Here is a 26,445-nt window from a genome sequence, read left to right as displayed (position 1 = left end):
CACACCTCCTAGCTGTCTCGCGGCTCGGTGGCGGCATCGACGTTTTTCCAGATACGCTGGAGGAGCATGGTGAGCGCCTCGCGGTCGGCGGCCGTGAACCCGGCGAACAGTGAGGCTATCCACGCGCTGTGTTGATCGAAGAGCTCGTGGGTGATCTCCCGTCCGGCCCCCGTCAGCACGACCGCGATCTTGCGGCGGTCGTCGAGACCGGAGCGCCGCGCGACGAAACCGTCACGCTCAAGACCATCGAGAAGACCGGTGATCGTTGCCCGCGTTACGCCGGCTCTCGCCGCCAACTCGTGCGGCGACAGTCCGTCGGGTTGGCTGCGGAGAAGAAACAGCAGGACGAACTTACCTTCGGACAGGCGAAAAGGTGCGAGGCGGCTGGCGCAATCCCTGTCGATCGCATCGGCCAGCGCCAGCAGTTCGAAACAGGAGCGCATGTTGTCCGTCCCGGCAATGGACCGCCGCTCCGCCTCCTTGAGCAACGCGAGGTGCTTCCGCTCCAACCGTTTCATATGGCACCTAACCATCGTCAAGCGACGCGACACCCTTCGGGCGCGCCCCGTGACGCCTCCGCTGACGGTCCGTGCCCATCTGCTTTCCCTTCACCCTGCCGGGCGGAAGCCACGGCGATCTCGGAAAGCAGATCGGCGCGCCCGGCCGACGGCGCTCAAACAGGCTCCCAGCCGAGCACGACGACGGAGCAATCGCGGCCGATGCATCGCGACGGTCCTGCCTCCATTTTCTCGCCATCGAGTGCGGAGAGAGTGCGCGCACGCGATGAGTTCGGTCGAGTAGGTCAGGGATGGACGTCGGAGAGCAGCGTGAGCGCGCCCACCACGCGTGGGAATTCGCGCTTCAGCACCTCGTGAGCAAAGGCTGCGACGAGATCGTGGCGCTCGAGACCATGGGCGAGGTGGCATTCAGGAGCTACGTCGACCGGCACGGCTCGGCGGCCACGGCGAATTACCTCCGCCTGCTCGCCGAACAGGTCGAGCATGCCGACCGCGAATTCGCCGCGGCCCTGCTGCGGGGGTGAGCCTCGCCCGGCCGGCGATCCGGCGATCCGGCGCCGGGACGCGGGCCCGGCGCGGCGCCGATCGCCGCGCGAGTCGACCGTTAACGGGATGTTAACTGGTCAACGCGACCATGGTCCGGCGAGTCGCGCCCTCGCCCCGGGACGGGCCCGGGGCCCGCGCCCGGCCGACCGCGTCCCCGCTCCGTCCGGTCCGGGGGGACGGCGCCGCGGATCGGATCCCGGTCCGGCGCGCAGAGGCCTTCCGCATAGATTTTAAGCCACTTGGCCTATGCCATCGCGGCTACACGTTTCGCAGTGTGCGGCTAGAGCATCAGCACGGGTTTTTTTCCCAACCTCCGCGTGCAAGCCTTGACTCAATCCTGAGATGACGAGGCTGAGGAATGAGCGCTCTCGCGACGACCGAGTCGGCTTGGTCAAAATCCATCCCGCTGCATCACACCGACATTCCCAGAACTTCCGCACTGATCCAACCGCACTCGAGGGGATCACTGATCCCGCGCGGCCGCGCGTTGTTCTGGGAGGGCGATACGCAGGCCCACAAGATCGAGATCGTCGAGGGTGTCGTGCGCGCCGTTCGGCTGTTCGACAACGGGAACCGGCAGATCCTGGCCTTCTTCTGGTCCGGCGACGTGGTGATGCCGTCGCAGGCCGATTGCCAGCACTTCACCGCGGAGGCCGTCACCAACTGCCGCGTCCGTCTCTCCGCGGTCTCGAACATCTGTCAGAGCGGCGAGCGGTGCGGCGTCCACCAGGTTCTCGCCGAGACATTGTCGCTGGTCTCGCAGATCAGCCAGAAGAGCGGCATGGCCCGCATCACCTCCTTCCTCCTGACGATACGCAAGCACCTGCCCAGGGATCCCAAGCTGCCGTCCGCGCAGCGGCTGCTGATCTCGCGGGCCGACATCGCCGACCACGTCGGCACGTCCCTCGAAACCGTCTGCCGCACCTTGGCGGAGCTGAAAGCGCGCAACCTGATCGACATGCCGAACCGCAAGACGATCCGGTTCCTCGACCTGCCGGGCCTCCATCACATCGCCGGGGATTGATGGGTGATCGCCTGCAGGCCTTGAGGATATTGGGTTGGGACGATGAACATCACGCGACGTTTGATCCTCGCCGACGAGTTGCCGCGCTACAAGCAAGGAGAAGACGCAGAGCCCGTGAGCGTTCCCGGCTCGCTCGGGGTTCTCTCGCCGATCATCGCCCTCGTCGACATCGTCTTCATCGTGACTCTGGGCACCATCTGCTTGTCGGCACTGAACGGGCGCGACTTGTCAGTCGCGTCGAATTGGAGCCACTGCGCGCCGTCGAGCGCTGCCCTGGCGGTCACCTACTCGATCTTCGGGCAGACCTCGAACTTGTACGCGGCCCCGAACCTGCTGAAGCTGAGGTGGCAGATCCAGCAATCGTTGGCGACCTGGGTCGCCAGCTTCCTGTTCCTGTCCTTGCTCGTGTATTTTCTCAGGGTGGGGACGTGGCTCACCTACGGCGAGTTGCTGGCGGTGTTCGCCTTCGGCGGAGTCGGGGTCGTCGCGTCGAAGCTGTCGGCGGTCAAACTCTGCCGCCACGTCACCGAGCAGCGGGCCCTGAGTTCGTACCGGGTCATCATATCGGATTACTCGCTGGAGGCCGCGAGCCATCCCTATCTCCAGCAGATCAACAAGTACGAGTACACGACGCCCAAGCATTTCGTTCTTCTCGACGCCCAGGATCCGGATGCCGGGCTCGATCGGGCGCGAGATGTCCTCAAGGACGTCGTAGATTTCGTGCGGGCGCACGATGTCGAGGAAATCCTGTTGGTGATACCCTGGAACAGATCCGAATTGATCTTCGAAGTCCAGGGTCAGCTGCAGGTTCTTCCGGTCTCGGTCAAGCTCGCGCCGGATATGCGGGCCAATCAAGTGCTCTCCCACCCCGCGTTCAATTTCGGGCCGATCAGGGTGATCGAGCTTCAGCGGGCGCCCCTGAGCGTCACCGAGCAATGCGCGAAGAACCTCATGGATCGCGTCCTGGCGGCGGCCGGCCTGTTCTTCCTGGCGCCGCTGATGGCGATCGTGGCGCTCGCGATCCGGCTCGAGTCGAAGGGCCCGGTCCTGTTCAGGCAGACCCGCACCGGGTTCAACGGCCGGCCGTTCACGATCTTCAAGTTCAGAACGATGACCACCTGCGACAACGGCGCGGTGATCGTCCAGGCCACCAGGGGCGACCGGCGCGTCACGGCGCTGGGACGATGGCTGCGCAAGTCGAGCATCGACGAGCTGCCGCAGCTCCTCAACGTCCTGCGCGGCGAGATGTCCATCGTCGGGCCGCGCCCGCACGCCCTCGCGCACGACAACGAGTACAACCGCCTCATCGCGAGCTACGCGGCGCGGCACAAGATGAAGCCCGGCATCACCGGCTGGGCGCAGGTCAACGGCCTGCGGGGCGAGACGCCCGAGCTCAGGATGATGAAGCAGCGGGTCGACAGCGATCTCTGGTACATCGAATCTTGGTCGATCTGGCTGGATATCCGCATCATCCTGCTGACGGTCCTGCGGGTTCTCAAGTCTGAGAGCGCCTACTGAGCAACTCCTTGCCGAATGGGTCGTCGGTCCGGCCGCGGCTTTGATGCGCGCTGGAGAAGCCGGCCGGCATTTCCGTGCGCTCCCGCGCGGAGAGCGCGCCGGAAAGGAAGCGGATCCGCGCGCGACGGGGCCGGATCCCGTCCTGAGGCGACCCCGAGGCCGACCGCGTCGGTGCCGCGTGCTCATCCGCGTCCGCAACGCCGCGCCAAACTTCGCGGCGCGGCGCGCACAAGGGAGGCTGCCGTGCCTGAACAACCGATCGGACATGATCTGCTATGGTCGAAGCTGGTGGTCATCATCCTGGCCTTCGCCGCCAGCTCGGTCGTCGGCTGGACGCTGCTCTGGCTATGGGCATTGGTGAACGTCCTGCGCCGGTTGCTGAGCTAGTGCCGCGGCGGCGGTGCCGCGGCTGCGCGCGGACCTGCGCGCGGTTCGAGAGTTCGCCGGCGACGGGGGCGCGACGCGATCCTGCGCGCACGCGCGGCCGGCGCCCGACGTCCACGGTTCAATCGAGGATTCGCCGCCCATGATCGTGTCCGAGACTGACCTTTCGGGAGTGTACATCGTCGACATCGATCCGAGGCGCGACGAGCGAGGTCACTTCGCCCGCATCTTCTGCACCCAGGAACTCGCTGAGCGAGGCCTGATCCATCACATTCCGCAAATAAGCTTGAGCTACAACATCAAGCGCGGCACCCTTCGCGGCATGCATTTCAAGTACCCGCCCTACAGCGAGACCAAATACGTGCGCTGCGTTCGCGGGAGGATCTTCGACGTGGTCGTCGATCTCCGCCCGGAATCGCGGACCTACCTGGGCCATCTCTGTGCCGAACTGTCGGCCGAGAACGGGCGCTGCCTCTACATTCCGGAGCGGTGCGCGCACGGCTTCATCACTTTGGAGGACGATAGCGAAGTGATGTACATGATCTCCGCACCTCACGCGCCCGACGGGGAGGGCGGCCTCGTCCACGACGATCCGCGGCTCGCGATTCCCTGGCCGATCCCGGTCGAGGTGATATCCAGGCGCGACGCCGAGTGGCCGGCGCTCGCCGAGGTCGAGGACGCGGTGCGGTCGCGCATGGCGCTGCGCGGCCCGGAGCCGCGCCCGATCGCGTCGCAGTCGGACGCTGCTCTCGGCCGGTGACGGTGCCGCGTTGTCTTCGACGAACCGGGATCCACGTCGTCCGACCACGCGCCGGGCGGCGGAATCGTCCCGACGCCGGCCGCGCCCGGTCGGACGGGGAGGGGCCTCGCGGCCGCGGTGCCGCGCCGCGCGCGGCGGTGAGCGCGCGCGCCCGGGCCGGAGCGGGCCGGTTCCCTCAGAAGAACGAGGGCGGCGGCCGAACCTCCTGCGGAAACCGGACCGCCGACTTGACGGCCGTCAACTCAAGCTGAGGCCCAAACAAGTATGTCATTTTCAGCAGACACTATGTCTGAACAGGAGAGGTTGGATGCTTGATCTCGAGAGCGTCGATTTGGACACCGGCAAGCACGAATCGCACACGCCTTCGAACCGGACAGCGCACTGCCGATTCTGTCAGACCAAACTCAGCAATGTATTCGTTGACCTCGGTCTCTCGCCTCTGGCCAACAGCTATCTTACGGAGAAAGATCTCTCCAAGAACGAGCCGTTTTTCCCTCTGAAGGTGTTTGTCTGCGACGAGTGCTTCCTGGTTCAGTTGGAGGAGTGGGAAGCTCCGGAAAATATATTCAGCGATTACGCGTATTTCTCGTCCTACAGCGAGTCGTGGCTGCGCCACGCGCGGGACTACGTCGAGGCGATGACGGCGCGGTTCGGCATCGACCAGACCTCCCACGTCGTCGAGATCGCCAGCAACGACGGCTACCTCCTGCAGTACTTCGTCGAGAAGGGCACCCCGGTGCTCGGCATCGAGCCCGCCCAGAACGTCGCCGCGGTGGCGCGCTCGCGGGGCATCCCGACGCGGGTGGAGTTCTTCGGTCAGCGCACCGCGCGGGCGCTGCGCCGCGAGGGGCTCGAGGCGGATCTGCTGATCGGCAACAACGTGCTCGCCCACGTCCCGGATCTGAACGACTTCGTGAGCGGGCTCAGGACGCTCCTGAAGCCGCAAGGCGTGCTGACGATGGAGTTCCCGCACCTCCTCCGTCTCTACGATGAGCGCCAGATCGACACCATCTATCACGAGCACTTCTCGTACTTCTCATTGATCGCGGTCGAGAAGGTCTTCGCAGCGCACGGGCTGACGGTGTTCGACGTCGAGGAGGTGCCGACGCACGGCGGCTCACTGCGGATCTTCGCGCAGAACGCCAAGACCGGACAGCAGCCGATCTCCGCGCGCCTCGGCGAGCTGCGCGACCGTGAGATCAAGGCCGGCTTGTCGGACATCCGCACCTACCTGACCTTCGCCGAGCAGGCGACGCAGATCAAACGCCGGCTCCGGGACTTCCTCGTCGAGGTGAATCGGGCGGGCAAGCGCGTGGTGGGTTACGGGGCCCCCGCCAAGGGCAACACGCTCCTCAATTTCTGCGACGTCGACGCCACGCTCGTCGAGTACACGGTCGACCGCAACCCCTACAAGCAGGGACGCTTCCTGCCGGGCACCCACATCCCGATCTACGAGCCCGAGCGGATCAGCGTCACGAAGCCGGACTACATCCTGATCCTTCCGTGGAACCTGAAGGACGAGATCATCGAGCAGCTGTCGTTCACGCGCGAGTGGGGCTGCCAGTTCATCATCCCGATCCCGGATCCGCAGGTCGTGCCCTGAGCCCGCCTTCGCCCGCATGGACGTGCCTCCGGCAGCAAAGTGGATCGCATGGTCAATCAAAGCCTGAGAGCCGAAAGGCCATTCGATGACGCGGCGCCGCGCCTGATGGCGTCGGAGGGCGGTTCGGCGATGTTCGACCTCGTCGCCGAACTCTACCCGATCTGCCGAAGCATCACCGGCAGGGGCGTGCGCGAGACCCTCAGGGCCCTGTCGCGCTTCGTGCCCCTGACCGTCGTCGAGGTTCCCTCCGGGCTGGAGGTGTTCGACTGGACCGTTCCGCTGGAGTGGAACATCAGGGACGCCTACATCAAGGACAGGAGCGGAACTCGCATCGTTGATTTCAATCGCTCGAACTTGCACGTCGTGAGTTACAGCCTGCCGATCAGGCGAACGGTCGGTCTCGCCGAACTCAAGACGCATTTGCATACCGATCCCCTGTCGCGCGGATCGATCCCGTATCGAACGTCCTATTATGCGCCGACCTGGGGATTCTGCCTCAGCCAGGACCAGCTCGACGGCATGCACGATGACGAGTACGAGGTTTGCATCGATTCGACTCTCTCACCCGGTCACCTGACGTACGGCGAGTTCCTGATCAAGGGTAGGTCCTCGCAGGAGGTCCTGATCTCGACCCATATCTGCCATCCGTCGCTCGCCAACGATAATCTGTCGGGAATCGCCGTGGCGACCGCAGTCGCGCAGCGGCTGAGCGAGATGGACCTGCGCTACTCGTACCGCTTCCTGTTCATCCCAGGCACGATCGGGTCGATCACGTGGCTCGCCCTGAATCACGCGCGTCTCGACCGCATCAAGCACGGCTTCGTGATGTCCTGCGTGGGTGACGGCGGTGCGCCGACCTACAAGCAGAGCCGCGGCGGCGAGGCGGAGATCGACCGCGCTTGGGCCTACGTGCTCGGTCAGGGCGGCGGCGAATTTCGCCTGCGGCCCTTCTCGCCCTACGGCTACGACGAGCGGCAGTTCTGCTCGCCTGGCATCAACCTGCCGGTCGGGTGCTTCATGCGGACGCCGCACGGGGAGTTCGCCGAGTATCACACCTCCGGGGACGATCTCGGCTTCGTCCGGCCGGCCTCGCTGCGCGACTCGGCCCTGAAGGTCATGTCCGTCATCGACGTCCTCGAGAACAACCTCGCTTACGTGAACCAGAAGCCGTTCTGCGAGCCGAGACTCGGGAAGTACGATCTCTACGAGAATGTCGGGGGAGGGAACGCCTCCGACTACCGGATGGCGCTGCTCTGGCTGCTCAATATGTCGGATGGCGCGCATTCGGTGCTCGACATCGCGAGCCGCGCGGGCCTGCCGTGGGAGACCGTGAAGGCGGCCCTGCGATCTCTGGAGGCGGCGGGGTTGCTCCGGGCCGTCGACGCGCCCGCCCTCGCCGCGGGAGCGGGCGCGCCCGGCTCCTGGTCGGCATCCCCGGTCACGGTGACGAGCGCCTGACCGGATTCGGCGTTCCGGGCGCGGCGAGGGGCGGCCGGCTGCGACCGAGTTCGGCACACGGGCACGCGCATGATCGGCCCGCGCGGCGGTGACGGTGCGGCCGGAGCCCCGAACCGCCCCCGATCACGCGTCGCGACAAGCTCTCGACCGCACGGGCGCTGAACAGGGCCAGCAATTTGACGCCCGTCAACTTCGTCGCCACCGGGCCGAATATCACTTATTGGACCGATGTGCCTGTCATGCTCACGCTTATGGCGCCGGCAGGACGGCAAGTCCCCACTCGATGTGAACTCGACTGCGAAATGACGATACGCCGACGTCGCTGCCCCCGACTTGCGGCTGCACCCGGAACTGCTGCGCATGTCACGGACACGATGCAGACAATACGTTCATGAAAGCAGAGCAAGATGAGAAAGAGCGACATCTTCGTATTTGGCTTTCGCGGATTTCCGAATGTACAAGGAGGCATCGAGACCCATGTCGAGCACTTGGCCCCCAGGCTGGTCGAGCTCGGCTTCGCCGTGACGGCCTGCAGCCGGTCGCCCTACGTGGGAACGCCGCGCGAGCGAACCTGGAAGGGTGTCACGCTGCTGAGGATCTGGACGGTCCGGCAGACCTACCTCGAGACCCTGATGCACTCGGTCGCCTGCGCCCTGGTCGCGGCCTTCCGCCGGCCGCGGCTGGTCCACGTCCACGGCATCGGTCCGGCGCTCGTCACGCCCCTGCTTCGCCTCTTCGGCTTGCAGGTCGTCGTCACCCATCACGGCGAAGACTACAACCGCGAGAAATGGGGTCGGGCGGCGCGCTCGGTCCTGGTTCTCGGTGAGTATCTCGGGATGAAGTTCGCCAACAAGCGGATCGCGATCAGCCGCAACATCTGCGATCTGATCCAGTCGAAGTACGGGCTGACCTGCGAGCTGATCCCGAACGGCGTCGAGGTTCCGGACCTGCCGACCAACGACGGACGCATCCGGGAGCTCGGCTTGCGGGCCGGCCGCTACGTGCTCACGATCGGCAGGATCGTTCCCGAGAAGCGGCAGCTCGACCTCCTCCGCGCCTTCCGCAGGGCGGGGATGGCCGACTGGAAGCTCGTCATCGTGGGTCAGGCGGACCACGCGAGCAGCTACGCCGAACTGCTCGCCTCGGAGGCGGCGGGCGACGCCGACGTGGTGATGGCGGGCTACCGGACCGGGGAGACCCTGGCGCAGCTCTACGCGCATGCCGGGCTCTTCGTCCTGCCCTCGTCGCACGAGGGGCTCCCGATCGTTCTCCTGGAAGCCTTGAGCTACGGCATCCCGACGCTCGCGTCCGACATCCCGTCCAACAGGGAGGTGATCAGTGATCCGACGAGGATCTTCAAGGTCGGGGACATCGAGGATCTGTCGACCAAGATGGTCGAGATCGTCGGCGTGTCGGTCGACCAGACGGCCCGCGAGGCCATCCGCCGCAACGATGCCAGCCGCTACGACTGGGCCAAGATCGCCCGCCGCACCGCGGCAGTCTACCGCGAACTGGCCACGGGAGGCCAAGATTCCGCGCCGACCTACCCGACCTCGGCGGGGACCGAGATCTCCGACTCCAAGCTCACCTAGAGCGGGCTTGGTTCCGGGCGCGAGCAGGCCCCGCTCCGGGTCCTCGGTTCTGCCGCTTTCCCGGGAGACCGGCGCCGCCCTCGTCGGACGATGCGCTCGCCGCGCCGACGCGTCGATCCACACCCTGGTCCCCGCGAGGCCGTGCCGTCACCGGCCCGCGCCCCGATCCCCCGAAATGCGGACAGCGACGCATGCCTGAGCAAGACCGCCCGTACACGAGCGCGTGGGTTCGCGGCTATTTCGGCATCCTGTGCACCGCGCTGGTCGCACTGAACGGTCTGACCTTCATCTATCACGCGACGGCGATCGGGCTCTTCAACGCCCTGAGCGTCGGCGTCGGCGTGGTGCTGGTGGCGTATTCTCTCATCGTGTCGATCCTCTGCACCGACTCGAGTCACAGCGCCAAAAATTTCCTGCTGATGGCACTCATTTTCGCCACGATCAGCGCCCTGTTCAACATGACATCTTTAGTTTTGTCAGATTTCATCAAATATATCTCGGTTTATGTTTTTTACGCGGCGGGCCGGAGTGACCGATCGCCGATCCGCGGCTTCGAGAAGTTCTCCCTCCTCGTGCTCTTCGCGCTGCCGATCGTCTTCATGGCGATCGGGAAGAGCAAAGTTTACGAGATCGAGATCGCATTGCGGGGGCATCAGGAGGCGATCGGCTACATCTATAACCAGAACACTGCCGTTCTCTACTATTGCTCGATCTTGTTCGCGGCTGCTCCTATGCTCGGCCGGTACGCGATCGTGCTGCAACTCATCAACGCGGCGGTGATGACGAAGATCGGCGCTATTCTGGCGACTTTGCTTGCCGTGACGCTGTGGATCGCCGTGCCGGTCCGCAAGGAGTCGGTCCTGGCCGGGATCTTCATCGCCTTCGTCTGCGTGGCCGCGTTCTCGCTCGGAGCCTTCGATCGCGTGATCGCCGCGCTGGACAACCTCTCGCTGGTCTTCAGCATGCAGCCGCAAGCCCTGGTGTCGATGCCGTACCGGGATCTCGTCGAGCTCACCGGCTCCACCGACCTGTCCTCCTTCTTCAGGCTCATCCATTGGTCGAACATCTGGGACGTGTTCGTGTCGAACCCCGCCAACTGGCTGGTCGGATACGGCCCGGGGCAGACCATCACTCTCACCTATTCGGCGCTGGCCCCGCATAACGACTATCTGCGCGTGCTTGCCGAGTATGGCCTGCCGAGTCTCATCGTGTTCGTCTGCTTCCTCTATCACGTCTGGAAATCCCTCGGGAACGGCCCTGAGAGGGTCCTGTTCTTGGTGCTGTGTGTTTATTTTTTCTCGGAGAACCTGATCGAGAGTTTCTCCTCGATGGGTCTGTTCTTCGCCTATGCCGGGCGGACGACCCGGCGGTTGGGCGCGGAGCCCGCGCGCGAGTACGGCGCCCGCGCGCGCCGCGGGGATGAGCCGGCCGGACACGGCGCCGGCGGCCTGCTCCCGGACGGGCCCGAGCCCGCCCTGGTGGCGACCCCGACGCCTCGTCCCTGAGGCGACCCGGCGGCCGTTCGGCTCGCCGTCGCTCCCGTCCGCCGCGCCCGGCTCCGAGGCGCCGCGGACGGTGCCGTTCCCGCGCCGCCGCCTCGCCCGACGACCTCCGGCTGACCGGCTGCGAAGCGAGGCGCGCGCTGGCCGGCGCCGGCCCGCGGCCGCCCCGCACTCCGCGCGGATCCCTGGTCGCCGCTCCGCCGCGCGTGCCGGCGGCGATGGGGCGGACCCCCCCGGCTCCGCCAGGCGGATCGCGCAGGGGAGGGGGAGGGCGGTCACCCTGGCGGGTCCTCCGCGGCCCGCGCCCCCCTTGGCGAGGCCGACGCGCGCCGTTCCTCCGGCCAGCTTGGCCGCGGCCGGTCGCCGCAGCGCGGCCGGACCGAACCGTCCCCAGAGGCGTTCCGGCAACTCCGCGCGACCGCGGGCGCGGCGCGCCGCCCCAGGCATCTCCCCATGGCAGCGGTCGCCAGATTCCGAAGCCAGCACAGGCATCTGCAGTACTGATTGTATTCTGCCGTACCTTTAGGTGGCTTACGCGCAATTCTGCCTCATTCCGGGGGCTGGTAACGAAAGGCTTGATCGTCAGTTTGGATCGATATATGTCGGCCAACGCACCGCCAAGCTGCGCGGATGCGTCATCTGGGCCGGACATGCGAGCGCCGCCCTTGCGAATACGCTCCATGTGCGTTGCGTAGCCCATCCTACGTTGCGGATGGACCTGGCCCTCCTGCACCATTCCTTTCAGGTGCACCAATTTAAATTGGAGATATCGAATGGCGTTGTCGATTAACGAGGTTCTGCGGCAAAACACGGCCGGCAACAGCGAAGCGGCGCCGCTCGGCGTGCCGACCAGCTACTCGTGGTATGACGGTGTCGACCAGTTCAGGCCCGGGGCGCCCTCCGGCTTCACCGCCGTCACGGGGTGGGGCCAAGTCTACCAGGAGGCCGGGGCACCCGCCTACAGCAACCCGAGCGCCCGCGTGCAGGTCGCCAACACCCAGACCTTCGTCCATATCAAGTCCACCGGCGAGTGGGTTCAGGTCCAGAACCAGGCCGGCAACGCCATCGCGGGCGGCCATTTCGGGAACGACTTCGCCGGCAACACCGCCACCGCGATGCCCGTCAGCACCGGCGCGGACGGCACCGCGACCTTCGACGTGCCGTCGGCCAGCTACAACGACCATTTCTGGCCGACCGCGCGCGGCACCTTCGCGGCCAACGCCGTCGACGCCGTCTACGTGCAGATGGACATGCGCGTCACGGATCCCAACCTCCACCTGATCGCCAATATCGGGGCGGACTGGTGGCGCGACGCGTCGGCCGGGTTCGTGGACGGCTTCGCCAACAATCCCGGCTCGGGCATGAACAACTGGGTCAAGCTGACGACCGAGTGGAAGACGCTGGCCTACGTCTCGGACAACGCCGTGCTGCAGGCCGACCCGCCGCCGGTCGTGACCGGCGCCGCACCGGCTGCCACCGTCACGCCGACGCCTCAGCCGGACACGGTTCCGACCGTCGCCGCCCCCGCGCAGCCGGACACGGCGCCGGCCATGACGCCGCCCGCGGCGGCGGCCGACGTGAACCTCCTGGTGAACGGCTCCTTCGAGCAGAGCGCGGTGGCGCCCGGCCAGGGCGCCGCCTTCGACGCGGTTCCGGGCTGGCAGGCCATCTCGGGCGGCAAGATCGAGCTGTGGAACCAGCTCAACGGGGTGTCGGCGACGGACGGCGCGAAGTTCGGCGAGCTGGACTACCTGGGCGCCCAGGACGGCCTCACCCAGACCGTGAAGACCGCGGCCGGCCAGAGCTACGCCCTGAGCTTCGACGCGCGCAACCGCCCCGGCCTGAGCGCCTCCACCTGCAGCATCGAGGTGCTCTGGAACGACAAGCTGATCGCGACGGTGCCGCCGGGCAGCGACTGGAGCCGGTACAATTTCCCGGTGGTCGGCACGGGCCAGGACGACCGGCTGACGCTGCGCGAGGTCGCGAGCCAGGGCGGGGACGGCCTCGGGGCCCTGTACGACAACGTCAGCCTCGTCGCGACGGGCCCGGCCGCTCCGGCGCAGTCGACGGCGCCGGCGACGGTCGGCGCCGGGTCGGACCAGCTCCTGCTGCAGATCAGCCAGGACGCCTACCAGGGCGACGCGCAGTACACGGTCTCGGTCGACGGGCGCCAGGTCGGGGATACGCAGACGGCGCACGCCTCGCACGCGGACGGCAAGGCCGACCAGCTGCTGGTGCTCGGGGATTGGGGCGCGGGCGGGCACACGGTGTCGGTCAACTTCCTGAACGACGCCTGGGGCGGCACGCCGGGCACGGACCGGAACCTGTACGTGACCGGGGCGAGCTACAACGGCGCCGACGTTGCCGGGGCCGCCCACTCGCTCCACACGTCCGGGGCGCAGAGCTTCACCTTCGGCGCCTGACCGGGCCCCGATCCGGACTTCTCTCCGGGACGATCCCGGAGACCAACGGTCCGGGGCGGCACGGCTGCCCTGGACCCTCTCCGCACCGGGACGCTGCTGAAGCGCGGCGTCCCGGTGAGCCGCTGATCAGGTCGGCGGGCCGAGCGCCGTCGCCGAGCCTCTTGGGCGGATCCCTTGGCCGACCGGGAATCAGCGGCCCGGTCAGGCGCCGAGCCGCGGCCCGCACGGGCTCGGGATCCGAAGTGAATCATCGCGCCTTTCCCGCCTCCCCGACGGTGGGGACGAGGCCGAATGCGGCGGATCGCCCCCTCCCGCGGGAGGACGCGGCTGGACCAGCCCCCGGCGCAGGGAGCACCGGTTCGCCGTCCGGATCCGGCCATCGCGCGGACGCGCAGTCGCGTCCCGGAAGGTCGCCCCTCCGATGCGGAAAATTCGGTCGCATCAAGGGCCTATCACGCGGTCCGATTGCGCCGCGACCGGATCCTGCTCTAGAACAGGGCGCGATTGCACCGTGATCGACCCCGGTTTCAGAGTGTCCACGGCGCGCCGTTCTCCGCGCGAGGGGGTGGGCGGGCATCCGCAGCCGCCGCCCTCACCCCCGCGCCATCCGATCTCCCGCATCGCGCACGCCAGGCAATCCGAATGAGACATGGAGAGATCCACCGCACGGCGGCCCGGTCCGTTGTCTGGATGGCCCTCCGCGTCCAGGGACCGATTTGGGAAGCCGATTGGCCGCAATACCGGGACGGCTCCGACTGGGCGGCGGCGAGCACCGAGTCATGCCACGCGGTCGTCGTGTGGCAGCGCGCGCGCGGTTGGATCCGGCGCCGGCCGGCGCACTTCGCCCTGCTGACGATCCCGAGGAAGGGCCAGCCGCTGGTGGAGCGGTACGACACCTACGAGGCGGCGATGGCCCGCCTGCGCGAGATCGTGCCCCTGCGCGACCAGCCGTGCAGCGTGCAGCCGATCGCGGGACCCGCGCGGAGCCAGGGACCGAGCAAGCACCAGGTGCTGCGCGCCGAGGCGAGGCTGAGGAGGGCGGTGTGGATGTCGGCCTGGCGCCCGTAGCGATTCGCCGTGACGGGGACCGCCCCCGCCGACCCGACCGGGGCCTGAGGTCGCGTTCCCCCGGCCGGCTCGGCCGCACCGGCGGCGCGGCGCCGGCCGGACCTTCGGCGGCCCGCCTCGGGCCGAGACCGGGCACGGGTGACTGGCCGGGTGCGCGGGCGGATCGGTCCCGCCGCGGGGCAGGCGCAACCGTTAGGTGCAGGTTCGCGGGTGCTGCGGCGCCGCAGGAGGGGACGCACGGGATTCCGCGCCGCCCCTGGGGAGCCGGTTCGGCGATGAAATCGGCGCGACCCGCCTCGGGGCATAGATCGACGGATCGATAGTTGCACCGGCAGGGTCGATTGATACGCTCGAGGACAATCTGCTGTGGGCCGAGCCGCAGAAGATTTTGTCTGCTCGCTAACGTGCAGCGTCATCGTTAAGTGCGGCCGCTTAGTGTGCAGTGCGAGTGGATGCCCGGCACTTGCCCGCTTATCAGCCGGACGACAAATCTCGTGTGAAATCGCTACCGCGACGCAACAATCGAGTTGATCTTGCAAAGAGTAACATCCAAACTGAAATGCGTAAACTTATAACGGCTGTGTATTTAAGTATTTACGTTGCTACCGTGGGAGAGAACCTGTCCAGACCATGCGTCACAGAAAGGTCGGTGCATGGCTAGAGTATATTTTGTAATGAGCGAACTTTGTCCACTATAGGATGCGATTGATGCCTTATTGGCATTTGTATCGCCCGCCATTCTCACGGGATAGGCAAGCTGTGCTTTTGCCGCCAGCCTTGACAAAATCTAGATCGCTGCGGATAATTTGAATGTATTAACATGGCATGTTGGCGTCAGGTGTATCGAGGACAATGAATTCAACCGCTGGTGAGGCTGAGGTGAGGTATACAGATGTAACTAGGTTTAACAAGCTCTTGGATTTGGTGCCGACGTGAAGATCGGGAGAATCGTGCCGTGCCTGAAATCTTGCTTGTCGATGAGCACAGTGTCTACCGCGTCGGCCTTCGTAATATTATTGAAGCTAACCTTGACAAAGTCCGTATTACCGATGCCTCATCGCTCGCTCAAGTCGATAAAAATTTCCAAGCCGATCTTGTCCTAATAGATGCATTTAACTTGAGCAAGGAAGCGCTCGAACGCATCAAGGAAATGCGTGTTGCCTGCCGCAGTATGCGATTTGCCGTGATGTCATCCTCGAATGCACGCTCGGACGTCTTGAATTGTCTGTCTGCGGGATTTCATGGCTTCATTTACAAGATGCAGCCCGATAGCGAGCTGATCAGAGCGATCACGGACCTCCTCTCGGGGCGGATCTACGTGCCACGATGGCTCGCGGATGGGGACGACGTCAAGCCGAACACCCCCGCGTCGATTGCCCTGCCGAGCGACCGGCTGAAGCTGACGCCTCGTCAACACGAGATCCTGCCTCTGTTGGCCCAGGGCATGTCCAACAAGGAGATCGCCAACTCCCTGAACATCGCCGCGGGCACGGCGAAGATCCACACGGCGGCGCTTCTCCGCGCGCTCGGGGCGCGAAACCGGACCGAGGCGGCCTTCATCGCGGCCAAGCTCGTGGGCGGCTCGCCGCAGACGGAGACCCGGGCCGGCAACCCGTTCATCATCAGCGGTTTCGGCGAGCACGCGGCCGGAGGCGTCGCCGTGCATTTCCGAAACGGCACCTATTTCTGAGTTCCACCCCATCGAGGTCCGCTCGACCGCGACCCGTTTCGGGCGCGCCGCCGCTCCGGGAGGATGATCCGGTCGGGCCGACTCCGCCCGCGTGCCGGATCGCCCGCACGCGCCGCGCCGCCCCAGCCCGCCGGGAACTGCCCCGGGAGCCCCGCGAGGCGTGACCGCCGACGCGGCGCGGCAGGAGCGACGGGCCGAGTCCTGATCCCGCGCGCGGGCCCCGGAGGGTCCCTGCCGGGCGCTCCTCATCCACCAAAGGTGAAGCTCTGCGGCCCGGCCCCGTAGAGCGAGTGGGCGGCCCCGGCAACGTCAGCGCCGTTGTAGCTCGCCCCGGTCACGTACAGGTTCCGGTCCGTGCTCGGCGTGCCGTCCCAGGCGTCGTTCAGGAAGTTGACCGACACCGTGTGCCTGCCCGCGCCCCAATCCCCGAGCACCAGCAGCTGGTCGGCCTTGCCGTCCGCGTGCGAGGCGTGCGCCGTCTGCGTATCCCCGACCTGGCGCCCGTCGACCGAGACCGTGTACTGCGCGTCGCCCCTGTAGGCGTCCTGGCTGATCTGCAGCAGGAGCCGGTTGGAGCCGGCACCGATCGTCGCCGCCGGCTGGACCGGATCGGTCGCCGTCGCCGAACCGGGCGCGGCGAACGCGAAGCTCTGCGCCCCGGACGTGTGGAGCGAGTGGGCGGCCCCGGCAACGTCGGCGCCGTTGTAGCTCGCCCCGGTCACGTACAGGTTCCGGTCCGTGCCCGGCGTGCCGCCCCAGGCGTCGTTCAGGAAGTTGACCGACACCGTGTGCCCGCCCGCGCCCCAATCCCCGAGCACCAGCAGCTGGTCGGCCTTGCCGTCCGCGTGCGAGGCGTGCGCCGTCTGCGTATCCCCGACCTGGCGCCCGTCGACCGAGACCGTGTACTGCGCGTCGCCCTGGTAGGCGTCCTGGCTGATCTGCAGCAGGAGCTGGTCCGACCCGGCGCCGACCGTCGCCGGCGCCGTCGACTGCGCCGGAGCGGCCGGGCCCGTCGCGACGAGGCTGACGTTGTCGTACAGGGCCCCGAGGCCGTCCCCGCCCTGGCTCGCGACCTCGCGCAGCGTCAGCCGGTCGTCCTGGCCCGTGCCGACCACCGGGAAATTGTACCGGCTCCAGTCGCTGCCCGGCGGCACCGTCGCGATCAGCTTGTCGTTCCAGAGCACCTCGATGCTGCAGGTGGAGGCGCTCAGGCCGGGGCGGTTGCGCGCGTCGAAGCTCAGGGCGTAGCTCTGGCCGGCCGCGGTCTTCACGGTCTGGGTGAGGCCGTCCTGGGCGCCCAGGTAGTCCAGCTCGCCGAACTTCGCGCCGTCCGTCGCCGACACCCCGTTGAGCTGGTTCCACAGCTCGATCTTGCCGCCCGAGATGGCCTGCCAGCCCGGAACCGCGTCGAAGGCGGCGCCCTGGCCGGGCGCCACCGCGCTCTGCTCGAAGGAGCCGTTCACCAGGAGGTTCACGTCGGCCGCCGCCGCGGGCGGCGTCATGGCCGGCGCCGTGTCCGGCTGCGCGGGGGTCGGCGGGGTCGGGTCCGTGGGGGCGGTGACGGTCGGGATCGTGTCCGGCAGGGGAAGCGGCGTGACGGTGGGTTCGAGCGCGGCGCCGGTCACGACCGGCGGCGGGTCGGCCCGCAGCACGGCGTCGGAGGAGCAGTAGGCCAGCGTCCTCCACTCGGTCGTCAGCTTGGCCCAGTTGTTCATGCCCGCGCAGGGATTGTTGGCGAAGCCGTCCACGAACCCGGCCGACGCGTCGCGCCACCAGTCCGCCCCGATATTGGCGATCAGGTGGAGGTTGGGATCCGTGACGCGCATGTCCATCTGCACGTAGACGGCATCGACCGCGTTGGCCGCGTAGATGCCGCGCGCGGTCGGCCAGAAATGGTCGTTGTAGCCGGCCGACGGCGCGTCGAAGGTCGCGGAGCCGTCCGCGCCGGTGCTGACGGGCATCGCGGTGGCGGTGTTGCCGGCGAAGTCGGTCGCGAAGTGGCCGCCCGCGATGGCGTTGCCGGCTTGGCTCTGGACCTGAACCCACTCGCCGGTGGCCTTGATGTGGACGAAGGTCTGGGTGTTGCCGACCTGCACGCGGGCGCTCGGGTTGCTGTAGGCGGGTGCCCCGGCCTCCTGGTAGACTTGGCCCCAGGCCGTGACGGCGGTGAAGCCGGAGGGCGCCGCGGCCGTGAACTGGTCGGCACCGCCGTACCACGAGTAGCTGGTCGGCACGCCGAGCGGCGCCGCCTCGCTGAAGCCGACCGTGTTCTGCCGCAGAACCTCGTCAACCGACAACGTCATCGCTCGACCCCCATGAGTTTTTTCGAATCTGCTTTTTTTTTGACGAAGCTACTCACGGTACACAGTCGAAGCTCCGCGCGAGGCGGAGCGCGACGCATCAAGCTCGCGAAAGTCATCGGCCGGTCAGGAACCGTCCGTCAGGTCGTACCCGGCCGGCACACCGCGCCCCCGCCGGAGCGCGCCCGCTCCCGCGATCGGCCTGACGGACGGATTCTGCGGGCTGTCCAACAGCAAGCAGCCTCGGTCGTGGTTCTGAAACAATCTGTCGAAATGGTTAACAGAAGCTTAACGGCAGTCGGCGGCGCCTGTTTATCGCCGCCATCGGCCAAGCGCCGGCCGTGGCATTGTCCCAGCACATCGGTGTCTCTGGGTATGCTGCCGTGGATGGTCTGGCACAGGGGCGCTCGCGCTCCCGGTAGTGCTGATCAAATCTGGCCCTGATCGGTGCCAGAAGGTACGGTCCGGTACATTTCAGCGCTCGCTGGTCTGGGCCGCGCCGCCCCGGCAGGGCGCGAGGCGGCCGCGGGAGCGGGTGGACGCCGCGGCCGGAACGCCGCCCGGCTGGCGCTGCAGCGGGGCGCGGCATCGCGCGCCGAGAGGTCGCCGGTCCGGTCGCGGAGATGATGCGGGACCGGAACCTCTCGCCGCGCCCGCATCGGCCTCGCGCGGCGCGTCGGCCCGGCCGGAGACCCTGCGCGGGGCGATCATCGCGGCATCGGACCGCTCGTCGGTGTCGGGGATCGGCTCAGCGCCGCGGTCGCCGATCCGCCGGCGAGGGCGGCCGGCAAGCGTGAACGGGAGCGCGGTGCCCCGCGCGCCGCGACGGGAGCGCTGCGCGCGTCCGTCCGATCGGCAAGCCACGCTTTCAGGTCGGATGGTTCCTGCGGCGCGAGCGGGCAGCGCCGGTGGGGTCGGGCCCACCGCGGCCGCCGAGGTTCCGCGACGCCGCGCCCGCCGAATCGGTGCCGGGCAGGTCGCGAACGCGGCGGACTCGATCAGGATCGATCGGCAGCGGGATCGGATCGCGCTCTCCCCTGACTGCGCAGGATAGTCCGGGTCCGGCGATCGCCGGCGGGACACGTTACCCCGACAACAACGCTCCCGCTTTACGTGCCGTCGCGCGATCAGATGCGGCTCCTCGACCTGTCACGCTGACACTCGCCACTATTCAGGTCTCGGCGACGAACGGGATCGTCGCCACCACGGCTCCATTCTCGGACCGAATGACGAGCTGCCAGCCGCCGTCAGAGTAATCGAATTTTCCGCTGAGCAGCATCTCGGCGATCACGATTTTGGCTTGTTCAAGAATTTCTTCCAGTGAATCCGCGTCTACACCCTCCTCGTCGCGAATCAGGTTCTCGCTGTCTGACAGATCCACGTAGAAGCGCTGTGCCACATCAGCCCCCATCAACACGCACAAAAGTACCCGATCTGCGCCTACGCAGTCACTACGTAGTTTGCGATAAGCCGCAACTCACTGCCACGGTCAAGCTTGTAACGGCAACGACACCCATTTTGACGCGTTACTAGTGATGGAAGCGCAGGCGGTTTCCTGCTATATGTCAGAAACAAGGCAAAGAACTTGCTCGGGACGCTTGGAACGGAGCGACGCCATGCTCGTTTTGGCCCGACCCTCATCGGGTGCGCGAGCATGCTTGGAGAAGGGGACGGGCGATGTATATACAAGAATTCCTCGAACAAAGAATTTCAGATAGCCCTTCTTCAAAGCGAGCAGACCAAATAAAACAGCACATAAAGAAAATAATTGCAAAGACCACCAAGAGCAAAGTTCAGAACGCGGCGCAGAAAGACTGAAATCGAAACTTTGATACCCGAGGGCTCGCGGCGCGACCCGGCCTGATCGCGCATCGAACGCCCTCCGGGCTTGGCACGGCCGGTCCCCCCCCCGCGTCACGTGCCGGCCGACGCCGATCCCACCCCGCCGAGCGGGCCCGCGCCATCCGCCTTCGAGGCGGCGGCTGCGGGCGCCGCGTCCCGCCCGCGCGGGCTTCGCGCCCTCGGCTCTGCCGCGCGGGCTGCCCGCCGGTCGGCGAGCGGGCGATCCGTCCGAGTGATTCGTCCGAGTGATTCGTCCATGACGCGGCGCGCCGCCACCCTGGCCGGCCACCCTGCCGGGCGATCGCCGATCGCGGACAGGACGGCTGCTCGGGGCAGGGGGCGCGCCGGCGAGAGCGAGCGCCCGACCGGTGCGAGCCCGAGTCACGCCCGGCCCCGCGTCGCTCCGGGACGCGCCCGCCACCGCGCGGCGTCAAGCTTGCGCCGAGACACATCCGCGAAACAGAAGATTGTTGACGGCCGTCAAATCGCCGGCAGGCCGACGCGTTAGGCGTATGTCCGATGCCATGCTGGCGCCCTTGTCTCCGGGGCCGGATTCGGACTGAGAATGTGAATAAAAAGCATTTTCAGAGAACTCATAGGGCGCCGAAATGATCTCAATACGCCAGGATAATCAAATACCGCCCCGGCTCAGCGCATGGTTGGATTTGGCGAGAGGCATAGCCGCAATCGAAGTTCTGTTATTTCACTCGTATCAGCTCTTGTTTCTGGAGAAAGTGCCGGGCGCGGAATACAGTGAGCCGATCAGATACTTGTATTCGTTTGTATGGATGGTGAGCCAGCACGGTGTCGCGGCCGTGATCGTGTTCTTCGTTCTGAGCGGGTATTTGGTGGGTGGGCCGGCGATCGTCCGAGCCAGGACGGGGCGGCTGAGCGCCGCGGACTACGCGGGCGCGCGCCTCTCGCGCCTCTACACGGTCCTGATCCCGTCCCTCGTGCTCTCCGCCCTCCTCTACGTGCTCTCGCAGCAATCGGCGAACTGGTCCACCTTCGCCGTTGCCCACGCCGATCTGTACCACGCGGACCGGCTGCTCGAAGCCAAACTCACGCCCGCCGCCGCGGCATGCAACGCGCTGTTCCTGCAGACCATCCTCTGCCACGAGTTTGCCGGAAACCTCGCTCTCTGGAGCTTGTCGAACGAGGCATGGTACTACGTCCTCTTCTTCTGCTTGCTGAGCATCCGACAGAATGTCCTGTGCCCGCTGATCGCGATCTTCGTTCTTGCCCTCTTCGTCGCGTCGGAGCGCCTGGACGTCCAGGGGACCCATACCGGACTCAAGTTCTTCTTCTATTTTGCGATATGGTGCATCGGCGCGGCCGTGTACGCGGTTCGCGCTCCGGGGCCGCTGATCGGCGCCGCGATCGCGCTCGGCGTCGCGGTCAGCGCCGTCCTCCTCGCGCGGGGTTTGCTGCCGTCCTGGGCCGCGTACCACCTGCAACTGGGCCTGCTGACGGCCGGCGCGATCAAGGCGCTCGAAATCCTCGACGTCGGCGTGACACGGTTGGGAAGCTGGACCGGACTCATCGCGCGGTCGAGCTTCTCACTCTACGCTTTTCACTATCCGATGCTGGTGGCCCTCAACGTCGCCTTCGCGGCGCGAGTCGTCGAGTACAATCTGACCTCAATTCTGCTGTGGGCCACGTTCTCGCTGATATGCATCATGAGCTCCTGCCTGCTGTACCTCCTCTTCGAGCGGCATTCCGGCAAGGTCCGGGCCGTCCTGACCGATATGTTGAAGCGCAGGCACTGGAGGAAGGCTCTCGTCGCGCCGCGCGAGATCAAGCCGTCGTGAGGCGAAGCGACGGAAGGCAGGTGCCGGTCACCCCTCTGCCGCGGCGCAGGGGGGCTCGCGGCGAGAGCCTCAAGGTGTGCCGATGAACGATGTGCTGACCCTCCCGCGCGTCCAGCTCAACGACGGACACGCGATGCCCCAGCTCGGCCTCGGCGTGTGGCAGATCGCGGAGGAGCGTCTTCCGGACGTGGTCGCGGCCGCCATCGGCGCGGGGTACCGCTCGATCGACACGGCCGCGAATTACGGCAACGAGGCCGGTGTCGGTCGGGCCCTGCGGCAGAGCCCGGTTTCCCGGGACGCCCTGCACGTCACCACGAAGCTCTGGAACGACGATCACGGCTACGACGCGGCGCTGCGCGCGTGCGATGCGAGTGCGGCGAGACTCGGTCTCCAGGTCATCGACCTCTACCTGATCCATTGGCCGTGCCCGCAGCGCAAGGCCTACGTCGACGCGTGGCGCGCCCTGGTGGAGCTGCGCAGGCAGGGCCGCGTGCGCTCGATCGGCGTCTCGAACTTCACCGAGGAGCACTTGGCGCGCATCGCCGACGCCACCGGAATCCTGCCCTGCGTGAACCAGATCGAGCTTCATCCTCACTTCCAGCAGCGAGGGCTGCGGGAGGTCCACGCGCGGTACGGCATCGTGACCCAGGCCTGGAGCCCGCTCGGACGCGCCGGCTGCCTCGCCGATCCCGTGCTGCGGGGCATCGCCGACCGCCACGGCCGCACGCCGGCCCAGGTCGTGCTGCGCTGGCACCTGGAGAACGGCTGCGTGGCGATCCCCAAATCGGCCTCGCCGGTGCGGCTCGCCGAGAACATCCGCGTCTTCGACTTCGCGCTCACGGCGGAGGATCACGCCGCCATCGCGTCCCTCGACCGCGCGGATGGCCGCCTCGGCCCCGACCCGGCGACGTTCGGACGGCGGCCGCGGCTCCCGCCCATGCTGCGCCGCCTGCTCCGCCGCGCCTAGAGCAGGGTTCGATCAAGTTGCAACGGAACCCTGCTCTAGGTCTTTGATTTTGCCGCATTCTCTTCGACGAACCGGCATCCACTTCGTCGGAAAATGCTCTAGGGGCCGTCATGCCCGGAGGAGGCGCGTGCCCTCCGGCCGGTCCTCCATCCGCCGCGCGGACTCCTCCTCGCCGCCGAAAGCCGCGATGCCGCGGGCGGGCCGTCGTCGCTGCCTCGCTTCCCGGCCGGGCCGCTCTCGGGAGCAGGTCAGAACGACCCTTGCCCCGTTCCGGTCCCGAAGCCGTGCGAGGCCCTCGGGGCGGCCGCCCGCCACCGCGCGCCGTTCCGGGCCCAGGTCCTCAGGGCCGCGAGCGCCCCGTCGGTCTGCAGGTGAGCGAGGCTGACGGATTCGTAGTGCCGCGACGATCCGATCCGCGGGAGGAGGTGAAGGCGACCGAGGTGTCGATCGAAGACGCAGCCGTGCTCGGTCGTGACGGCGGTCCGGTACCCCGCCTCCCGCACGAGCCGGGCTTCCCGCTCGCCGCAGGCCGTCCTGCCCCCGAACGGGAAGGCGAAGTGCGAGACCTCGTTCTGAAGGGTGTCCTCCAGATAGCGCTTGTTCGCCACGATCTCGGCGCGGGCCTCGCTCTCGCCCAACCGCGAGAGCTCGGCGTGCCGGTCGGTGTGGCCGCCGATGGTGACCAGATCGTTCCGGCCGAGATATTTGAGCTGTTCGACGGACAGCCCGACATTCTCGACGATCTGTCGGGTCGACACGCCGGAGACCAGGAAGAGGGGCTGCAGAAGCGGCGCTCGTCCGGTGATGTCGTCCGAGACCCAGGTGGAGATCTCCCGGTAGGCGCGAAGCTTGTCGCCCATCGTGGCGCACACGAATCGCCGCCCCATCGGGGCGATGTCGACGCGCGATGTCTCGAGTATGAGGCGCTCCAGTGCGAGCCACCAGCAGTAGAGCTCGCCGGTGATCATGCTGGTTGTGACGTAGATCGTCATCGGAGCACGGTGCTTCTCAAACACCGGAAGCGCATATTGGAGGTTGTCGACGTAGCCGTCGTCGAACGTGAAGACGATGAACCTGCGGGAATTCGGAGATCTCAGCCTGTCTTCGAGGTCCTCGATCCTGATGATGTCGATGTCGCGTCGTCGCAGATCGGCCAGGAAGCGGTCGACGAAGCGCGGGCTCGCCCGCAGGCCGGGCGTCAGGAATCTCGCCCGGTCGGGCACGACGCTGTGAAACATGTACACGGCGCCGCGTCCGGCGAAATTTCGGACGAACAGGCGAGACAGGCCGGACCGCCACGTCACGTCGATGGCCGTCCGCTCGATCTCGCGCGCGAAGTCCGGGAATGAGAACAACGTGACCTCCGTCTCGCCTGAACGGGTCTCGATCCGACCCACGAAGGCGGGCGATCGCTCTTGTCGGGACCGCGGGTCGGTCGAGCCTCGATGCCCGCGGTGCGGGGCGGGCCTCCTCGCCGCGGGGTGCGCCACGCGGCCTTCGGAAACCGCCGGGCGCGCATCCCTCACGCCGCCGGGATCGCGCGGACGGTGAGACCGCCGGTACGCTCGTCCTCGCCGGATCTGGGCGCGCTGGCGTGCGATGTGCAGATTGCATCGACCCGCCGAGCCGAAGTTGACGGCCGTCAATTGCGACCGTGCCGCGGCGCGCGACGACCCGCCGGCCGCGGGAGATCGCCGCGTCAGGGAAAATCGCTCCAGACGAACAAGTAATCGTACCCAGAAATGAAGATGAAAAAGATCAGAAATGCCGTGACCGTCAGCATGATGAGAAAGTTGCTCCGGTCCGCGGCGCTGGAGCGCCGCCTCCTGGCGCTGATGACGAAGTAATCGACGCCGTAGCGCGCATTGATCAGCCACTGCGACCGTCGGCGGCGGCGGCCATGGCGGCCGCGGGGAGGCTCCGCCGCCACCTTGGCCGGGTGCCGCCGACGATAGAGCTCCTGCCAGACGTCGCGCGGAATCGCGAGCCAGGCGCAAAGTGAAGCGGCACAGTCGGCGGCCAATCTGGAATGACGCTTCATGATGGATCGCTTCCGATCGCGCAAAACACGGCTCGCCGACCGGACCTTTTTATTCGGTCAACGTAGCACGCCGACCGAAGGAAGCCGAGGGGCTGATGGCTCCCGCCGGTCGGGCCGGCCCTCATCGTTCGGAACCAGGACCGTCGCGCGATCCGATGCGGAGGGCGCGCCCGGGTCGGCCGCGCGGCGCGCCCAGGGGCGCGGCCGTGCTGGCGGAGGACGGCCCGATGGCGCGGCCGCGCGCTCCGGCGACGCCGCGCCAGCCATCGCGGAAGCGAGCTCGCGCCACCGTTCGCAAGCACAAACGGATCCGCACTCGAAACGGACCGTCCGACACGCGCTGCTCGGATTTGACGCGTGTCAATATCAACCAGTGCAGCCCAGCGTATACGATGCCGAGAAAGCTGCGCCGTCGTTTGCGTGCTGAATGCGATGCTTGGATGCGACGGGCCCGGCGGATTTGGCCTGCAACTGTCGGCAATGGCTGGGAAACAGGAAGAGTAGTTGGACGATAATCGGCAAGGCCACTCCACCGGAATGACATCGGAGAGCCGGAGCAGAACGAGCTCGCATCAGTCACGACGGAGGAGATCTGGGGGACCAAGCCTGAGATGAATCGTCGGGTCACCGCGCGGACGACCTCCCGTCCGCTCGCAAATCATCAACTCACGATCTGAGGTGCGCATCACCATGTCCGTTCTGGTTGAGAAAATCGCCGCGACAATCTCGGGGCGCAATCGCAAGGCGAAATTCGACGATTTCCTGTCACGTTTCTCACCTTCTCCGGCAGATAAGATCGTCGACGTCGGCGTCAATGACGAAGAATATTCACCGTACGATAACTATCTCGAAAAATATTATCAGTACCCTCATAATATTACGGCCGTGGCGCAGTCCACTCTGACCTATTTTCCAGCGAAATATCCCGCCGTGTCTCCGGTCATTGCCGACGGACTTGATCTTCCATTCGATGACAGGTCATTCTCGATTTCTTACGCGAATGCGGTCATCGAGCATGTCGGGGAAAAGCCTGCTCAGATCCGGTTCCTCAGTGAGCTGAGACGCGTCGGAGCACGTGGCTACGTGACGACCCCCAGCCGGTATTTTCCGATCGAGCTGCATACGCGGGTTCCGCTGCTCCATCTCGTGCTGAGCAAGCAGATGTTCGACCGATTCATTCGGCTGATCGGGAAAGACTGGGCAACTGGCAATTACATGAATTTGCTGTCAAAGCAGGAACTTGCCAGCATCGCGGACAGCGCGGGCGTGAGGAATTACACGATCAGGACATCGAAATTGTTCGGATTTCCCCTCACCTACACCTTGACCTGGTAGGATCGCGGCCGGGGCAAAGCGGTCCGGCCGGCGCCGGTCGGCGGCGCAGGGCCTCGGCGCGCC

Annotated in this window: 21 protein-coding genes; 15 read left to right on the top strand and 6 right to left on the bottom strand. The window is 66.6% G+C overall.

Annotation, left to right across the window (positions count from 1 at the left end):
- Window positions 1-8: 8 nt before the first annotated feature.
- Window positions 9-518 (bottom strand): MarR family winged helix-turn-helix transcriptional regulator, encoded by a 510-nt coding sequence (locus QA634_RS25095; protein WP_012334708.1) that lies wholly within the window; start codon window positions 516-518, stop codon window positions 9-11.
- Between the two features lie 290 nt (window positions 519-808).
- Between QA634_RS25095 and QA634_RS25090 the strand changes: the two genes are divergently transcribed.
- The 12 genes from QA634_RS25090 (at window position 809) to QA634_RS25035 (ending at window position 16,086) form a co-directional block, all read left to right on the top strand.
- Window positions 809-1,042 carry a hypothetical protein gene (locus QA634_RS25090; RefSeq protein WP_012334707.1) on the top strand — a complete coding sequence of 78 codons (234 nt, stop codon included), beginning with the start codon at window positions 809-811 and terminating at the stop codon, window positions 1,040-1,042.
- A 380-nt stretch (window positions 1,043-1,422) separates the two neighbouring features.
- A complete protein-coding gene (locus QA634_RS25085) occupies window positions 1,423-2,088 on the top strand; it encodes a Crp/Fnr family transcriptional regulator (RefSeq protein WP_012334706.1) in 666 nt (221 codons plus the stop codon).
- A gap of 114 nt (window positions 2,089-2,202) precedes the next feature.
- Window positions 2,203-3,606 (top strand): undecaprenyl-phosphate glucose phosphotransferase, encoded by a 1,404-nt coding sequence (locus QA634_RS25080; RefSeq protein WP_043701582.1) that lies wholly within the window; start codon window positions 2,203-2,205, stop codon window positions 3,604-3,606.
- A gap of 243 nt (window positions 3,607-3,849) precedes the next feature.
- A complete protein-coding gene (locus QA634_RS25075; protein ID WP_012334704.1) occupies window positions 3,850-3,993 on the top strand; it encodes a hypothetical protein in 144 nt (47 codons plus the stop codon).
- A gap of 139 nt (window positions 3,994-4,132) precedes the next feature.
- The gene (locus tag QA634_RS25070) at window positions 4,133-4,750 is read left to right on the top strand and encodes a dTDP-4-dehydrorhamnose 3,5-epimerase family protein (RefSeq protein WP_012334703.1); all 618 of its coding nucleotides are present in this window, start codon (window positions 4,133-4,135) and stop codon (window positions 4,748-4,750) included.
- A gap of 307 nt (window positions 4,751-5,057) precedes the next feature.
- Window positions 5,058-6,353, top strand: coding sequence for a class I SAM-dependent methyltransferase (locus QA634_RS25065; protein WP_012334702.1), 1,296 nt, complete (start codon window positions 5,058-5,060; stop codon window positions 6,351-6,353).
- A 105-nt stretch (window positions 6,354-6,458) separates the two neighbouring features.
- On the top strand, window positions 6,459-7,811 hold the full coding sequence (locus QA634_RS25060) for a DUF4910 domain-containing protein (protein ID WP_012334701.1): 1,353 nt from the start codon (window positions 6,459-6,461) through the stop codon (window positions 7,809-7,811).
- A 407-nt stretch (window positions 7,812-8,218) separates the two neighbouring features.
- The gene (locus QA634_RS25055) at window positions 8,219-9,403 is read left to right on the top strand and encodes a glycosyltransferase family 4 protein (RefSeq protein WP_012334700.1); all 1,185 of its coding nucleotides are present in this window, start codon (window positions 8,219-8,221) and stop codon (window positions 9,401-9,403) included.
- 191 nt (window positions 9,404-9,594) lie between these two features.
- Window positions 9,595-10,908: an O-antigen ligase family protein gene (locus QA634_RS25050; RefSeq protein ID WP_012334699.1), complete on the top strand. Its 1,314-nt coding sequence runs from the start codon at window positions 9,595-9,597 to the stop codon at window positions 10,906-10,908.
- Between the two features lie 770 nt (window positions 10,909-11,678).
- Window positions 11,679-13,328: a carbohydrate-binding domain-containing protein gene (locus tag QA634_RS25045; protein ID WP_012334698.1), complete on the top strand. Its 1,650-nt coding sequence runs from the start codon at window positions 11,679-11,681 to the stop codon at window positions 13,326-13,328.
- Between the two features lie 690 nt (window positions 13,329-14,018).
- Window positions 14,019-14,396, top strand: coding sequence for a hypothetical protein (locus tag QA634_RS25040; RefSeq protein ID WP_012334697.1), 378 nt, complete (start codon window positions 14,019-14,021; stop codon window positions 14,394-14,396).
- A gap of 955 nt (window positions 14,397-15,351) precedes the next feature.
- Window positions 15,352-16,086, top strand: a complete 735-nt coding sequence (locus tag QA634_RS25035) for a LuxR C-terminal-related transcriptional regulator (RefSeq protein ID WP_012334696.1) — start codon at window positions 15,352-15,354, stop codon at window positions 16,084-16,086.
- A 245-nt stretch (window positions 16,087-16,331) separates the two neighbouring features.
- On the opposite strand, the gene QA634_RS25030 is transcribed toward QA634_RS25035, so the two are convergent.
- The 3 genes from QA634_RS25030 to QA634_RS25020 form a co-directional block, all read right to left on the bottom strand.
- Window positions 16,332-18,389, bottom strand: a complete 2,058-nt coding sequence (locus QA634_RS25030; RefSeq protein ID WP_012334695.1) for a carbohydrate-binding domain-containing protein — start codon at window positions 18,387-18,389, stop codon at window positions 16,332-16,334.
- Between the two features lie 1,168 nt (window positions 18,390-19,557).
- Window positions 19,558-19,785, bottom strand: a complete 228-nt coding sequence (locus QA634_RS25025; RefSeq protein ID WP_236728710.1) for a DUF6894 family protein — start codon at window positions 19,783-19,785, stop codon at window positions 19,558-19,560.
- A 326-nt stretch (window positions 19,786-20,111) separates the two neighbouring features.
- The gene (locus tag QA634_RS25020; protein WP_168169171.1) at window positions 20,112-20,258 is read right to left on the bottom strand and encodes a hypothetical protein; all 147 of its coding nucleotides are present in this window, start codon (window positions 20,256-20,258) and stop codon (window positions 20,112-20,114) included.
- A gap of 578 nt (window positions 20,259-20,836) precedes the next feature.
- On the opposite strand from QA634_RS25020, the gene QA634_RS25015 reads away from it, so the two are divergent.
- Together QA634_RS25015 and QA634_RS25010 are read left to right on the top strand one after the other, a co-directional pair.
- Window positions 20,837-22,039 (top strand): acyltransferase family protein, encoded by a 1,203-nt coding sequence (locus QA634_RS25015; protein WP_012334693.1) that lies wholly within the window; start codon window positions 20,837-20,839, stop codon window positions 22,037-22,039.
- Between the two features lie 82 nt (window positions 22,040-22,121).
- Complete coding sequence (locus QA634_RS25010) at window positions 22,122-23,006, top strand: aldo/keto reductase (protein WP_012334692.1); 885 nt, start codon at window positions 22,122-22,124, stop codon at window positions 23,004-23,006.
- 248 nt (window positions 23,007-23,254) lie between these two features.
- Here the strand turns inward: QA634_RS25010 and QA634_RS25005 are convergent, their stop codons facing one another.
- Together QA634_RS25005 and QA634_RS25000 are read right to left on the bottom strand one after the other, a co-directional pair.
- On the bottom strand, window positions 23,255-24,532 hold the full coding sequence (locus tag QA634_RS25005; protein ID WP_150108724.1) for a polysaccharide deacetylase family protein: 1,278 nt from the start codon (window positions 24,530-24,532) through the stop codon (window positions 23,255-23,257).
- A gap of 173 nt (window positions 24,533-24,705) precedes the next feature.
- A complete protein-coding gene (locus tag QA634_RS25000; RefSeq protein ID WP_018260951.1) occupies window positions 24,706-25,047 on the bottom strand; it encodes a hypothetical protein in 342 nt (113 codons plus the stop codon).
- 678 nt (window positions 25,048-25,725) lie between these two features.
- Here QA634_RS25000 and QA634_RS24995 point away from each other — a divergent pair.
- Window positions 25,726-26,382 (top strand): class I SAM-dependent methyltransferase, encoded by a 657-nt coding sequence (locus QA634_RS24995; protein WP_012334689.1) that lies wholly within the window; start codon window positions 25,726-25,728, stop codon window positions 26,380-26,382.
- Window positions 26,383-26,445: the final 63 nt, after the last annotated feature.

The organism is Methylobacterium sp. CB376 (assembly GCF_029714205.1).
Taxonomy (GTDB): domain Bacteria; phylum Pseudomonadota; class Alphaproteobacteria; order Rhizobiales; family Beijerinckiaceae; genus Methylobacterium.
Note: the sequence above shows the minus strand (reverse complement) of the source record. Positions and strands in the feature narration are given on the sequence as shown.